Consider the following 14,071-nt stretch of genomic DNA (forward strand, 5'->3'; position numbering starts at 1 on the left):
ATTTGGCGTGAATTATACCTGAATCTGGCAGATGGATCGCTGTTGCGCCTCTAATTCCATAGTTATGTGCGAATAGCGGCCTTTATGATAGAATTAGGCGGTTAATTAATGCCTTGCCATATTGCCGAACAATTCGGATTTTTCACCAGCCGGTGCGGATGGTCAGGCTGATTCTGGCCAAAAAATGGAAAACGTATGACGGAATCTACCAACCAGGTTTTACCCGTTTCGCTAGAAAGCGAAATGCGGGAATCTTACCTAGCTTACGCAATGAGTGTCATTGTCGGGCGAGCACTGCCCGATGTCAGAGATGGATTGAAGCCCGTACACCGTCGTGTTCTCTATGCGATGAACGTGCTCAATAATGACTGGAACAAACCCTACAAAAAATCTGCCCGTGTCGTCGGTGATGTGATCGGTAAATACCATCCGCATGGTGATTCTGCTGTGTACGATACTATCGTGCGAATGGCCCAGGATTTCTCATTGCGATATCCCCTGGTAGATGGTCAGGGTAACTTTGGCTCTATCGACGGTGATGCGGCTGCCGCCATGCGTTATACCGAGATTCGCATGATGCGTATCGCCCATGATTTGATGGCTGATCTTGACAAGGAAACCGTCAACTTTTCCGATAACTATGACGGCACAGATATTATCCCGGATGTTTTTCCGACCCAGATTCCGAACCTGCTGGTTAACGGTTCTTCTGGTATCGCCGTTGGTATGGCAACCAATATTCCTCCCCATAATCTGGGTGAAGTGATCGATGCCAGTCTGGCTTTGCTGGACAATGAAGACATCAGCATTGATGAGTTGATGGAGTTTGTCACTGGGCCTGATTTCCCAACGGCCGCGATCATCAATGGTAAAGCCGGCATTATCGAAGCTTACAAAACCGGTCGCGGCCGCATTTATATGCGCGCTCGTGCCGAGATTGTTGAAGACCCCAAGAATGGTCGTCAAACCATTATCGTTACCGAGATTCCTTATCAGCTCAATAAGGCCCGTCTGATTGAAAAGATCGCCGAGCTGGTTAAAGACAAAAAAATAGAAGGCATCAGTGAGCTGCGTGATGAGTCCGACAAAGATGGTTTGCGGATTGTCATCGAGCTTCGCCGTGGTGAGGTGGGTGAGGTTGTCCTGAATAACCTGTATGCCCAGACTCAGATGCAGGCCGTGTTTGGTATTAACATGGTTGCGCTGGTCGATGGCGAGCCCCGTCTGCTGAACCTGAAAGAAATCCTGCAGGCCTTCCTGCGTCATCGCCGTGAAGTCGTCACCAGGCGCACGATTTACCTGTTGCGCAAAGCGCGTGAAAAAGGCCATATCCTGGAAGGTTTGGCAGTGGCGCTGGCAAATATCGATGATGTGATTCAGCTGATCAAGGAGTCCCCTAGCTCGGCTGAGGCGAAAGAAAAGTTGCTGTCTCGTTCCTGGCAGTCTTCCAGTGTGCTGGCCATGCTGGAAGCCAGCGGTGCCGATACCTGCCGCCCGGAAGAACTGCCGGAAGAGTTTGGCTTGAAAGGGGAGGAATATTACCTTTCACCCGCTCAGGCACAGGCAATCCTCGACTTGAGATTGCACCGTCTGACAGGTCTTGAACATGAAAAGCTTATCAATGATTACAAAGAGTTATTAAAACAAATTGCAGACTTTCTTGAGATCCTGGGCAGCGAGTCACGCCTGTTTGAAGTGCTGCGTGAAGAGATGAACCATGTTAGGGACAGTTATGCTGACGAACGACGTACTGAGATCGTTGGTTCGCAGCTGGACCTGACCATGGAAGACCTGATTACCCAGGAAGACCGCGTTGTTACCATCTCCCGAAGCGGGTATGCCAAGTCGCAACCGCTGACAGACTATCAGGCTCAGCGTCGGGGTGGCATGGGCAAGGCGGCAGCCTCAGTAAAAGATGAAGACGTGGTCGAGCACCTGCTGATTGCCAACAGCCACGATACGTTATTGTGTTTCTCCAGCTTTGGTAAAGTTTACTGGATCCGTGTGTTTAATATTCCAATAGCCAGCCGCACATCCCGCGGTCGGCCTTTGGTTAATATTCTGCCGCTGGAAGAAGGTGAGCAGATTACCAGCATGTTGCCGGTAAATGATTATGAAGCGGGTCACTTTATCGTGATGGCGACACTTCGCGGCACCATCAAGAAGACGCCGCTGGAAAACTTCTCACGTCCTCGCAGTGTGGGGCTGCGTGCGATCGAGCTTGATGAGGGCGATCGCCTGATTGGCACCGCATTGACTAACGGGGAGCGGGAAATCATGCTGCTGAGCAGCAGCGGCAAGGCGATACGCTTTAAAGAAAGTGATGTCCGTGCCATGGGCCGGACAGCTCGCGGTGTGCGCGGTATCAAAATGGCTGAAGGTCATGAAATGATCTCTCTGATCATTGCCGATGATGAAAAGCAGGTGCTCACCGTGAGTGAGTATGGCTACGGCAAACGGACTTCTACCGAAGAATTTCCAGTCTACGGTCGTGGCGGCCAGGGTGTCATAGCCATGCAAACCAGTGAACGAAATGGTTCTTTGGTTGGTGCTGTTCAGGTCGAAGAGGGTGATCAGATTATGCTGATCTCCAATAAAGGGACGCTGGTGCGCACTCGTGTGGATGAAGTTTCAGTCCTCAGCCGAAACACCCAGGGTGTCAGACTGATCAAGCTCAAAAAAGACGAAACCCTGGTTGGTATTGAGCAGGTGGCCGATGCTGAAACTGCTGAGCTGATCGATGGCGCTGACGAACCGGAATCTGGCGACAGCGATGAGTGATTCTGTTTCAGAGGCAGCGGCGAACCTCGCTGTTGCCTTTCTGGGACCGACCGGGACCTTCTCGCACGAAGCAGCCAGCCGCTGTGCAGGCGAGACAATGTCTCTGCAGCCCGTAGCCAGTATTGATGATGTGTTTCTGGCGGTTGAGGCCGGTAATGCTGAGCTGGGTGTCGTTCCTGTAGAGAACTCGACTGAAGGTGCGGTCAATACAACACAGGACTGTCTGGTAGAAACTTCGTTGCGCACGATAGCTGAGCTATACCTGCCTATTCAGCATAATTTTCTGGTTAACCCGGTTGCAGAGCCGGGCCAGATTCGCCGGATCGTGTCACACAAGCAATCCCTGGGGCAGTGCCGGTTGTGGTTGCGCGAGCATTTTCCTGCCATTGAATGCCAGGATGTGGCCAGTAATGCGGAAGCTGCCAGAATGGCCGCCTCAGACCCTGACACCGCAGCGATAGCCGGCGAGTTGGCGGCAAGTACCTATCAGTTGAAAATTCTGCATGCGGGCATTCAGGATAGAAAGAACAACACCACACGTTTTCTGGTGCTGTCTCGTGACGGCAAGACATCGAGCACGGGTTGCGACAAGACATCCATTCTGGTCTATGCCGAGAATAAGCCCGGTGCCTTGTTCAGAATACTGGCTCCTTTTGACAAATATCAGGTCAGCCTGACCCGAATCGAGACACGGCCAGCAAGAGATGGCGTCTGGTCATACGTTTTTTTCATCGATTTCGAAGGCCATATGGATGATCCGGCAGTGCGCCAGGTATTTTCTGAGCTGACGCAGTGTACGGTAAAAATCAAGAATCTGGGGTCTTATCCGCGTGCCATCGGTTGATCATCAAACGGTATTAATTGTTGGCCTGGGGTTAATAGGCGGCTCTATTGCCCGCGCCCTGGCTGATAAGTCGTCATACCGTGTGCTGGCTTGCGGCAGGGATGACAGGCCGCTACGTCAGGCTCAGGCCGATGGCGTGATTGATCAGTGGTCACATGAGATGACTGAGCTGGCCCCTCAAGCTGATATCGTGGTGGTGGCTACGCCGACCCGATCTGTGGCAAGGATATTCAGTATCCTGGCAGGTTGTGTCAGCCGAAATACCATTATCACTGATGCGGCCAGTGTAAAAGGCAGTGTAGTTGCTGATGCTCAGTGTTACTTTGCCGCTTCAATGGATCGGGTCGTGCCCGCTCATCCGATAGCTGGTTCAGAACAAACCGGTTATGCTGCGTCCAGAGGTGATCTTTATACTGGGCGTAATGTTATTATTACGCCTGACAGAAACACAAACGTATCGGCTCTCAGGCGTGTTGTCATGCTGTGGCAGCATCAAGGCGCTGAAGTCCATTTAATGAGCGCGCAACGGCATGATGAAATACTGGCCGGTACCAGTCATTTGCCTCATCTGCTGGCCTTTGATCTGGTCAATACCTTGATTGAGTCGGTTAGTGAACCGGACCGGCCCTGGCAGGTTTTTGATTTTGCGGCGGGCGGTTTTGCCGATTTTAGTCGTATTGCTTCAAGCGATGCCACCATGTGGCGGGACATATTCCTCAGTAACAGCAAGGCGACAGCCGAATTACTGGATCGTTATATTGAGCGGCTGCAAAGCACACGTGACAGCATGCTTGCCCAGGATGGTGAAACTTTGCATGGTGCGTTTACCAGGGCGAAGACAGCGCGCGACGACTTTATGGCTTCATTTAATGCCCGGCGCCAGAAAGCGAAGCAGGGTTTTCATGCGGGCGAGAATGAAAATCAGCAAAAAGACGTCGATTCACAGAAGCCGCCTGCTGCCAGCGTACTTTGTTTTCAAAAAAGCGAGCAGATAAAAGGCGAATGCCAGCTCTCGGCCAGTAATCGGGTCGTTTTTGAAGCTATCAGTGATGCCGCCAGGCAAAACCAGGTGACAGCCCTGCATGGCTGCCCGGATAACCGGGAAATTCGCGATTTTATTCGATGTCAGATTGAAAACGGCGCTTTGATAGCAGGTCCGGATAATGGCTGCATTACCGTTTATTCAGGCGGCAGTTATGCGGGTGATAACGCTCCGGTGATTGACAAGTACCTGTCTGCAGATGGTCTCATGATTGCATTACTCGCGGTACTGGTGGGTAGTGGTCTGGCTATTTCAAAGGGCTGTAACCAGGTCTGTGTAAGATCCGGGTGGCGCGATGATCTGGCAATGAGCCAGCCTCTGAGACTCTTGCAGAGCCATGGCCTGATAGCCTTGCAACAGCAGCAAGACGGCGACCTGCTCCTGACATCGGCGCTGGATAAAGCAGAGGTTCACGATTTACCACTAGCCATTACAGAGAGTCTTGATGATGAGGAACTGCTGCTGGCAGTGCTTGCTGTTGTGTTTTTTAACAGAGTCAATGAGCCATTGCAGATAGTGTTGACGCAAGCCCGTGGTCAGGAGCTGCGGTATCGCCTCAAACCTTTGCAGGCTGTTGGTATCGAGCTATCTGAGCTGTCGCCAGCAGGTGGGGACGAAGACATTGTGCAATTCACGCTTCGCCGGGAAAGTGACCTGCCATCGAACTTGTTATTTGATGCACATCATGATGAATGGCTTGCCTTATGTGTCATGGCCCTGACAGCCTCGTCAGTGACATCCGGCAACATCAGTCAGGCCGGCAACATCAGACAGTTTTATCCAGGCCTGATCGCATTACTGAACGACCTGGGTATGGTTGTCAGTGATCAGCAACAACATCCCAGGAGTGAATAGTGTCGGATAACAGACCTCCCGTACTGACAATTGATGGCCCGGGTGGGGCAGGGAAAGGAACAATCAGTCGTCTGGCCGCCGAAAGGCTGGGGTGGCATTACCTGGATAGTGGTGCTTTGTACCGTCTGCTGGGGTTGAGTGCCGTCGAGCAGAACATTCCGGTTGATGATGAAGCTGCTCTTTGCGATCTGGCTCTTGCGCTACAGATTCGCTTTGGAGCCGGGCATGATGAAAGCGTCTATCTGGAAGAACGGGAAGTCAGTCGTTTGATTCGTAGTGAGCAGGCTGGCACGATGGCATCAAAAGTTGCTGCCCTACCTGGTGTCAGAGCTGCATTGCTGGATCGGCAGCGGCGCTTTCGTCAAGAGCCGGGTCTGGTAGCGGATGGTCGCGACATGGGAACCGTGGTTTTTAATGATGCTGCCCACAAAATTTTTCTGACAGCCAGTGCTGAAGAGCGGGCTGAGCGCCGGTATAAGCAGTTGATTGCAAAGGGTATTGATGCTAAAATCGGCGACCTTTTGGCAGATATACAAGCCAGAGATGAGCGCGACAGCCAACGAGCTGTGGCGCCATTAAGGCCTGCTGATGATGCGGTGGTGATTGATACAACTGCCTTGTCCATCGAGCAAGTAATTGAAAAGGTTATGGATATTTGCAAAGTCTGAGTGCCTGGGCAGGACGGTTTGCCTGGCAGGTATTAAGGTAAAACAAGTTTTAAAGTCGTCTGATCGCGAAGCCAGCAATGTTCGCTTTCAGGCTTTTTGTCATTGGCCCGTATATGCTGGTATGCGGTTGAAAAAAACTGTTTACTGATTGTTTAGGAAGCGCATCCTGCCAGCAAGCAGGACGACCAGATGATCGGGAACAGCGAGTTTATTTATTACAGGGTTAAACATGAGTGAAAGTTTCGCTGATTTATTTGAGCAGAGTCTGCAAGACGTCGATATGACGCCTGGTGCCATTGTTATTGGCACGGTAATCGACATCGATTCAGACTGGGTTACAGTTTATGCCGGACTGAAGTCAGAAGGCATTATTCCCAAGAATCAGTTTCTGGACGAAGACGGTGCTTTCTCACTGAATGTTGGTGATGAAGTTAAGGTCGCTCTGGAAACAGTAGAAGACGGTTTCGGTGAAACCCGTCTGTCACGGGAAAAAGCCAAGCGTGCAGAGTCCTGGATGGAACTGGAAGCGGCTTTCGAAAAGAACGAAGTGGTCAAGGGTGTTATCAATGGTAAGGTCAAAGGCGGCTTTACAGTTGATCTGAACAACATTCGTGCCTTCCTGCCAGGCTCTCTGGTAGATGTTCGTCCTATTCGTGACACCACGCACCTGGAAGGCCAGTTGCTGGAGTTCAAACTGATCAAACTGGACCAGAAACGCAACAACGTTGTTGTTTCTCGTCGTGCCGTACTGGAAGCGGTCAGCTCGGAAGAGCGTGATGAACTGCTGGCCAGCCTGCAGGAAGGTCTGGTCATTAAAGGCGTAGTCAAGAACCTGACTGACTACGGTGCATTCGTTGATCTGGGCGGTGTAGATGGTCTGTTGCACATCACTGACATGTCCTGGAAGCGTATCAAGCACCCAAGTGAAATCGTTAACGTTGGCGACGAAATCAAGGTTAAAGTACTGAAGTACGACCGTGAGCGTAACCGCGTATCGCTGGGTCTGAAGCAACTGGGTGAAGATCCATGGGTCGAAATCAAGTCACGTTACCCAGAAAACACCAAAGTTAAGGCGCGCGTTACCAACCTGACGGATTACGGTTGTTTCGCTGAGCTGGAAGAAGGTGTTGAAGGTCTGGTTCACGTGTCTGAAATGGACTGGACTAACAAGAACGTACATCCTTCTAAAATCGTGCAACTGGGCGATGAGATTGATGTGATGATTCTGGATATCGACGAAGAGCGTCGTCGTATTTCTCTGGGTATCAAGCAATGCTTCCAAAATCCTTGGGATCGTTTTGCTGAAACTTACAAGAAAGGCGACAAGATTTCCGGTAGCATCAAGTCAATCACTGACTTCGGTATCTTTATCGGCCTGGAAGGCAACATTGACGGCCTGGTTCACCTGTCTGACATCTCATGGGATGAAAGCGGTGAAGAAGCTGTCCGTGAGTACAAGAAGGGTGACGAGATCGAAACAGTTATTCTGTCAATCGATCCTGAGCGTGAGCGCATCTCCCTGGGTATCAAGCAACTGTCTGATGATCCTTTCGCCAACTATGTTGGTGAGTTCGAGAAGGGCAGTGTAGTCAAAGGTACTGTGGGTGAGGTTGAAGCCAAGTCTGCCACAATAGATCTGGGCAATAACATTGAAGGTGTACTGCGTGCATCTGAAATCAGTCGTGATAAAGTGGAAGATGCTCGTAACGTGCTTAACTCTGGTGACGAAGTGACTGTTAAAGTCGTCAGCATTGACCGCAAGAACCGTGTATTGGGTCTGTCTATCAAAGCTATCGAAATTGATGACGAGAAAGCAGCGATCCAGGAACACAAAAATCAGGACGCACCGGCTTCTGGCCCGACCACAATCGGTGATCTGATTAAAGCGGAAATGGAAAAGAAGTAAGACATTAGTCGCATCCTCTTTTCAGGTGAATAGAGGTCAGTACTTAAGGAGCATAACGTCATGACAAAATCGGAACTGATCGAGCGCATAGCAGCGAAACAGACGCAGCTGGGGGCTAAAGACTGCGAATTTGCAGTCAAGGCCGTACTCGAGTATATGTCCGAGGCGTTGTCAGACGGAGGTCGCATCGAGATACGTGGTTTTGGCAGTTTTTCACTGCACTATCGCGTACCTCGAGTCGGTCGAAATCCTAAGACAGGTACGCCGGTCAGTCTGGCAGGCAAATATGTACCACACTTCAAGCCTGGAAAGGAGTTACGGGACAGGGTGAATGATTCCATGTTCCAGTAAATGGTGCAAAAACGTAGCATGTCTCACACAAAACGGCGAATGCATTGCAATTCGCCGTTTTTGTTTCAGATGATACAGGGGGGAGCATGGAGCGTTTTAAGTACTGGTTGTTTATCGTATTGCTGCTATTGATTATTTTGATCAGTGCAGGATTCAGTTTATGGAATACGCAGGCTGTACCGCTTTCTTTTGGTATTGTTTCACTTGACCCTAAGCCGGTTTCTTTTTGGGTGGTTGCTTCTTTCGCCACCGGTGGCGTTTGTGGTTTGTTGCTGGGTGCTGGTTTTATAAGAGATTACAAACTGAAAAAGCGTATCCGGAAACTGGAAAAGGAATTGGCAAATATTCGCCTGGGGAAAGTCAGCAGAGCAGATGACAAAGAGTCAGCAAAGGAGTCATAAGGTTGGAGCATAACAAGCGTATTATTGTTGCATTGGATTACGACAATGCAGATAAAGCCATTGCCATGGTCCACCAGCTCGATCCTGCCCGTTGCCGGGTAAAAATAGGCAAAGAGCTGTTCACCTACGCCGGCCCTGACCTGGTTCGTCAGGTGCAGGATAAAGGTTTTGAAGTGTTCCTGGACCTGAAGTTTCATGATATTCCGAACACTGTTCGAAAAGCTTGTGCCGCAGCAGCAGATCTTGGTGTCTGGATGTTAACGGTGCATGCCAGTGGCGGTGAGGAAATGATGTTGGCAGCGCGTGAAGGAGTCGCGGGTGCTGAACATGCACCTAAATTAGTAGCAGTGACTGTGCTGACGAGCATGCAGGAAAGTGATTTATCACAACTGGGCATCTCGCGCTCACTTGAAGAGCAGGTGATGCGACTGGCATCGCTGTCACAACAATCAAAGATGGACGGTGTGGTTTGCTCGGCAAAGGAAGTTGTTGAGTTGAGAAAGCTGTTGAGTGAGAACTTTGCCCTGGTGACGCCTGGTATTCGTCCTTCCGGTTCAGCTTCTGGCGACCAGAAGCGAGTCATGACGCCGCGCGAAGCGATACAGTCAGGCAGTAATTACCTGGTCGTAGGTCGCCCAATTACTCAGGCCAGAAACCCAGAGGCGGCGTTAAATGCCATTTTTGACGAAATAAACGCGGCCTGACCCCAAATGTTGTGCTAGAACACATACGAAAGGGGAAGCATAGTTGTGTTCAACACTACCTCCCCGTGTTCTACTTTCATTGGTTAAATCGAGAAAAGGAGTTTCTCATGCGTTTTTCAAAATCACAGTCACGGTCCGCGAAATCACAACTGCCTGGTTATTTATCGGCGATGATCGGACTGGTAATGGCCATATCTTTCCTGCAGCCTGTCAATGCAGTGCAGGAGTCTGTCAGCACGATGCCAGATTCGCAAGAGACCGTGAATCAGTCCGCCGCCGTTAACATGGATACCGTTAATATCAATACCGCTGATGCCGAGACTCTGGCCCTGGCACTCGATGGCGTTGGCCTGACCCGGGCACTGGACATCATTGCCTACCGCGAAGAGTATGGCGCTTTTAAGGACGTCGAACAGATTCAGCAGGTAAGGGGGATTGGTATTGCGACATTTGCCCGTAACCGAACACGTATGCGAGTGTCTGACGCTGACTAGTTTTACCCGTGGCATCGAAAGGCTGGTATCAAAAAGATATAATAGGGGGCTTTGGAGCCCCCTGTTAGGTCAGGGCCGGGTAAGAGGCCCTTATGGAAAAGCATGTGATAGTAAGTGATCAGCTGACGCCGATGGTAATAATCTGGATGATTGCAGCGATGGTTATTACCTGGGTTGGCTGTGTATTGCTGGTCACTCGCTGGCGGCAACGCGTTATTGACTTGCCGAATGCAAGAAGTGCACATTCCCTGGCTACACCAAGGGGAGGTGGGATGGCTATTGCGCTGGCAATGGCATTTTATACCTGCACACTTTATTGGACAGGGGCTCTGACCCTGGCTCAGACTGTCGTCCTGCTCTCGGCTTTGCCGGTGGCGGTGGTTGGTTTTCTTGATGACATCAGTTCATTGCCGGTTCGCTACCGGCTACCCGTTCATATTCTGATCGCCAGCCTGTCGCTCTGGGTGCTGGGGCCAGTTCCCGAAGCTTTTTTCAGTGGCTGGTTAATGCTGCCTGCCATCATTCAGGGCGCCATTCTGGTGGTTGCCCTGGTCTGGTTGCTGAATCTCTATAATTTTATGGATGGCATTGATGGGCTGGCTGCAATGCAATGCCTGTTTGTCAGTCTTTCCGGTGCATTTTTTCTTAAAGATACCATGCCCGGTCTGATGTCGATCTGCCTTGGGCTTGCTGCCTGCCAGCTGTGTTTTTTGTACTGGAACTGGACACCTGCACGGTTGTTCATGGGAGATGCAGGGAGTACCTTCTGTGGTTATTTCCTGGGTGTGATAGGCCTGCTCAGCCATTACGCAATGGGCTTGTCGGTGTGGGTCTGGGTACTGCTAATGGGAAGTTTTATAGCGGATACGACTTTTACGCTGGTTCGTCGTTTATTGGCAGGGCACAGTATTACTGAAGGGCATGCAACCCATGCTTATCAGCAGCTAAGCCGAAAGTCTGACAGCCACATAAAAGTGGCTTTGCTGGTTATGGCTGTCAACATCATATGGCTGTTTCCCATTGCATGGCTGGCTGTGATACAACCCGAAAATGGGGTGTTCCTGGCATTCTCTGGTATAGTACCGTTAATGATATTGGCAGCCTGGCTGGGTGCCGGACGAACTAATAACTGACAACGGAACTGCTAGTGAATCTATATACCGTACCGCTTTCGCGAACAACCAAACAAGTTCTGCTGATGCTGGCGGACAGTATTATGTTGGCGCTGGCTGCCTGGCTCAGCTTTAATATTCTTGGTATCACCCCCGCGCCGCAGTCTGATGCAGTCCTGTTGTACAGTGTTGGCGTTATTGTCTTAAGCGTTGCCGGTTTTTTCCGTATCGGCCTGTATCGAGCTCTTTTGCTTTATATGGGAGCCCAGTCAGGCTTCATTGTTATTCAGGGGGTCACCGTTGCGGCCGGATTGTTTGGTGCAGTGTATTACTTCGTACTGGCTCCTGAGACACCCAATAATGCGCTGGTACCCGTTTTCTGGATGGTGTCACTGGTTTTTATTGGCGGTAGCCGCTTTGTTGCCAGGCTGGCGTTGCAGAGCCTGATTCAGAATTTCCGTCCTAAAGAGCCTGTGATTATTTACGGTGCCGGTAGTTCGGGCATGCAACTGCTGGCGGCACTGCAAAGTGGTAACCAGTATTTGCCGGTGGCCTTCGTGGATGACAGCCGGGAAGTGCTGGGAAGTATTGTCAATGGCGTACGCGTATACAGCCCTGGGGCACTGAGTGAGTTAATCAGCAACTATTCTGTACGTCAGATTCTGTTGGCAATTCCTTCTGCAACCCATGCAGAGCGCAAGGGTATTCTGAATCGTCTTGAGCATCTGCCGGTGCATGTTAAAACTGTTCCTGAACTTTTCGATATGCGTTCAGGAAAGTTACATGTTGATGAAGTGCGGGATGTGGATATTGAAGATCTGCTGGGGCGTGATATTGTGCCACCGGATAGGGCGTTGATGGGCGCCTGCATCGAAAACAAGGCAGTGCTGGTCACTGGCGCAGCCGGCTCGATTGGCTCAGAGCTTTGTCGCCAGATCATTTCCTTTAAACCAGCCAAGCTGATTCTGCTCGACAGTTTTGAGTTCGGTTTATATGAGCTGGAGCATGAACTGCAGCGTGACAAGGCCGATGAGACAGAACTGGTAGCCGTGCTGGGTAATGTCTGTAACCAGGCCTTGATGCGGGCGGTGATGCAGCGATTCGGAATTGAGACGGTCTACCATGTTGCTGCTTACAAGCAGGTGCCGATGGTTGAAAAGAATGTGGTGGAAGGCGTCTACAATAATATCTTTGGCACGACAGAGGCGGCCCTGGCTGCGGTGGCTTGTGATGTCCGTGATTTTGTTCTGATCTCAACCGATAAAGCGGTGCGTCCGACCAATGTGATGGGGGCGACCAAACGCTTTGCTGAACAGGTATTGCAGGCCCTGGCAGCCGGGAAACCGAAAACCTGCTTCAGCATGGTTCGGTTCGGGAATGTGCTGGGCTCGTCTGGTTCGGTTGTACCTTTGTTTCGACGTCAGATCAGCCAGGGAGGGCCTGTTACCGTTACTCACCCTGAGGTGACGCGCTATTTCATGACCGTGGAAGAGGCAGCGCAACTGGTGATCCAGGCCGGATCCATGGCGAGTGGCGGGGATGTGTTTGTGCTGGATATGAGCGAACCTATTCGTATTGTTGACCTGGCCCGTAAAATGATTCATTTGATGGGCTATGATGTAAAAGACGAGAATGCTTACCGGGGTGATATCGCCATTGAGTACACTGGTTTGCGGCCTGGTGAAAAGCTGTTTGAAGAATTGCTGATCGGCGAGTCGGTGACCGGAACTGAGCATCCGAAAATCATGCGGGCAGAAGAAGATTTTCTGCCATGGAAGCAGCTGGAAAACATGCTGAGTTCATTACGTACCGCCTGCGCGGAATTACGTCTCGAAGATATCAGGCAACTGTTAATGGTGGCGGTGGTAGGTTTTGAGCCTGAGGGTCTGCTTGATGATCCGTTATGGATGGACAGAGAACGGGATGTAAAGCCGGAAGAGGCAAAGGTCACGGTTGAAGGTGCAGGTGCAGCAAAGCCAGCACCTGCAAAAGTGACGCCGCTTAGAAAACGCTAATCAGCCTGACTTTCTATTCGACGAATTGATTCAATGACCACAGGTTCCATCGGAACGTCCTGGTGTCCGCGACGCGTTACGGTAGGTACCGTAGCGATCTCGTCAATCACCTCCATTCCTTCAATGACTTCTGCAAACACAGCGTATCCGAAATCGCGTGGCGATGTACCTCGCTGATTCAGGTAGTCGTTGTTAACCAAGTTAATAAAGAACTGACTGGTTGCGCTGTCGACAACACCCGTTCGTGCCATGGCCAGTGTGCCACGGTCATTCTTGAGGGTCGGTTTGGCTTCATTCTTGATGGCATCAAAGGTAGAGATTTCTACCATGTCCTGGTCAAATCCGCCGCCCTGGACCATAAACCCTGGAATGACACGGTGAAAAATCAAGCCATCATAAAGTTCTCCGTCAACATAGCGGAGAAAGTTTTCCACTGTGACAGGGGCTTGCTCTGCCCATAACTCTATAACGACTCTGCCTTTGCTGGTCTGCATTTCCACTACGGGGTTTTCGGCAGCACTGGCAAAGTGCGCGGCCAAGACAAATGTGGCTATTACGAATGCTCGCAACATGGTGATGACTCCTGATTATCAACTGAGGCTAATACATTTAATGTATCAAGTATAATGAAAGGCGACAGTTTAACCTATCCTTAACAGCGTTCCTGGCGGAATACTTCAAAGGGCGGGGCTGGCATAAAACACGGGTCAGATAAAGTCCGGGGGATGCCTTGGGAATCAGGGTGCTGAGAAAATAGGGAGAGAACTAAGAAGTTGGCTGCCCAACCTGGACTCGAACCAGGAACCAAGTGATTAACAGTCACCTACTCTACCATTGAGCTATTGGGCAGCTATGCTGTTCGGCCTGTGTGGCCTCAACAGGACGCGTATACTAATGG

Annotated in this window: 12 protein-coding genes and 1 tRNA gene; 11 read left to right on the forward strand and 2 right to left on the reverse strand. The window is 50.7% G+C overall.

Annotated elements, in window-relative coordinates; genetic code table 11:
* Positions 1-195 precede the first annotated feature (195 nt).
* The 11 genes from gyrA to PSCS_RS13550 all read left to right on the forward strand — a co-directional run bounded on the left by gyrA (position 196) and on the right by PSCS_RS13550 (position 13,173).
* A complete protein-coding gene (gene gyrA, locus PSCS_RS13500) occupies positions 196-2,781 on the forward strand; it encodes a DNA gyrase subunit A (protein ID WP_068812609.1) in 2,586 nt (861 codons plus the stop codon).
* Positions 2,774-3,625 carry a prephenate dehydratase gene (pheA, locus tag PSCS_RS13505; RefSeq protein ID WP_068812610.1) on the forward strand — a complete coding sequence of 284 codons (852 nt, stop codon included), beginning with the start codon at positions 2,774-2,776 and terminating at the stop codon, positions 3,623-3,625. Before gyrA ends, pheA begins: the two co-directional genes overlap by 8 nt.
* Positions 3,612-5,522 carry a prephenate dehydrogenase gene (locus PSCS_RS13510; protein WP_068812611.1) on the forward strand — a complete coding sequence of 637 codons (1,911 nt, stop codon included), beginning with the start codon at positions 3,612-3,614 and terminating at the stop codon, positions 5,520-5,522. Before pheA ends, PSCS_RS13510 begins: the two co-directional genes overlap by 14 nt.
* On the forward strand, positions 5,522-6,190 hold the full coding sequence (gene cmk / locus PSCS_RS13515; protein WP_068812612.1) for a (d)CMP kinase: 669 nt from the start codon (positions 5,522-5,524) through the stop codon (positions 6,188-6,190). The genes PSCS_RS13510 and cmk overlap by 1 nt, the downstream gene beginning before the upstream one ends.
* A gap of 229 nt (positions 6,191-6,419) precedes the next feature.
* On the forward strand, positions 6,420-8,096 hold the full coding sequence (gene rpsA / locus PSCS_RS13520; RefSeq protein ID WP_068812613.1) for a 30S ribosomal protein S1: 1,677 nt from the start codon (positions 6,420-6,422) through the stop codon (positions 8,094-8,096).
* A gap of 60 nt (positions 8,097-8,156) precedes the next feature.
* Positions 8,157-8,447 (forward strand): integration host factor subunit beta, encoded by a 291-nt coding sequence (gene ihfB / locus PSCS_RS13525; RefSeq protein WP_068812614.1) that lies wholly within the window; start codon positions 8,157-8,159, stop codon positions 8,445-8,447.
* Between the two features lie 44 nt (positions 8,448-8,491).
* A complete protein-coding gene (locus PSCS_RS13530) occupies positions 8,492-8,848 on the forward strand; it encodes a LapA family protein (protein WP_157885721.1) in 357 nt (118 codons plus the stop codon).
* Entirely contained in the window at positions 8,845-9,552 is a 708-nt protein-coding gene (gene pyrF / locus PSCS_RS13535; protein ID WP_106387120.1) for an orotidine-5'-phosphate decarboxylase, read from the forward strand. The genes PSCS_RS13530 and pyrF overlap by 4 nt, the downstream gene beginning before the upstream one ends.
* A gap of 107 nt (positions 9,553-9,659) precedes the next feature.
* On the forward strand, positions 9,660-10,046 hold the full coding sequence (locus PSCS_RS13540) for a ComEA family DNA-binding protein (RefSeq protein ID WP_068812616.1): 387 nt from the start codon (positions 9,660-9,662) through the stop codon (positions 10,044-10,046).
* A 104-nt stretch (positions 10,047-10,150) separates the two neighbouring features.
* The gene (locus tag PSCS_RS13545) at positions 10,151-11,179 is read left to right on the forward strand and encodes an MraY family glycosyltransferase (RefSeq protein ID WP_158662875.1); all 1,029 of its coding nucleotides are present in this window, start codon (positions 10,151-10,153) and stop codon (positions 11,177-11,179) included.
* Positions 11,180-11,193: 14 nt separating this feature from the next.
* Positions 11,194-13,173 (forward strand): polysaccharide biosynthesis protein, encoded by a 1,980-nt coding sequence (locus PSCS_RS13550; protein ID WP_308426170.1) that lies wholly within the window; start codon positions 11,194-11,196, stop codon positions 13,171-13,173.
* Here the strand turns inward: PSCS_RS13550 and PSCS_RS13555 are convergent.
* Both PSCS_RS13555 and PSCS_RS13560 read right to left on the reverse strand, forming a co-directional pair.
* The gene (locus PSCS_RS13555) at positions 13,170-13,745 is read right to left on the reverse strand and encodes a peptidylprolyl isomerase (protein ID WP_068812618.1); all 576 of its coding nucleotides are present in this window, start codon (positions 13,743-13,745) and stop codon (positions 13,170-13,172) included. The genes PSCS_RS13550 and PSCS_RS13555 overlap by 4 nt on opposite strands.
* 202 nt (positions 13,746-13,947) lie before the next feature.
* Positions 13,948-14,022, reverse strand: a tRNA-Asn gene (locus PSCS_RS13560).
* Positions 14,023-14,071 lie beyond the last annotated feature (49 nt).

The sequence above is a fragment of the Pseudohongiella nitratireducens genome (assembly GCF_001642735.1).
Lineage (GTDB): Bacteria > Pseudomonadota > Gammaproteobacteria > Pseudomonadales > Pseudohongiellaceae > Pseudohongiella > Pseudohongiella nitratireducens.

Coding starts and splice junctions, on each gene's coding strand:
- pheA (WP_068812610.1), top strand. CDS start 2,774: ATGAGTGATTCTGTTTCAGAGGCAGCGGCGAACCTCGCTGTTGCCTTT.
- PSCS_RS13555 (WP_068812618.1), bottom strand. CDS start 13,745: ATGTTGCGAGCATTCGTAATAGCCACATTTGTCTTGGCCGCGCACTTT.
- ihfB (WP_068812614.1), top strand. CDS start 8,157: ATGACAAAATCGGAACTGATCGAGCGCATAGCAGCGAAACAGACGCAG.
- rpsA (WP_068812613.1), top strand. CDS start 6,420: ATGAGTGAAAGTTTCGCTGATTTATTTGAGCAGAGTCTGCAAGACGTC.
- PSCS_RS13540 (WP_068812616.1), top strand. CDS start 9,660: ATGCGTTTTTCAAAATCACAGTCACGGTCCGCGAAATCACAACTGCCT.
- gyrA (WP_068812609.1), top strand. CDS start 196: ATGACGGAATCTACCAACCAGGTTTTACCCGTTTCGCTAGAAAGCGAA.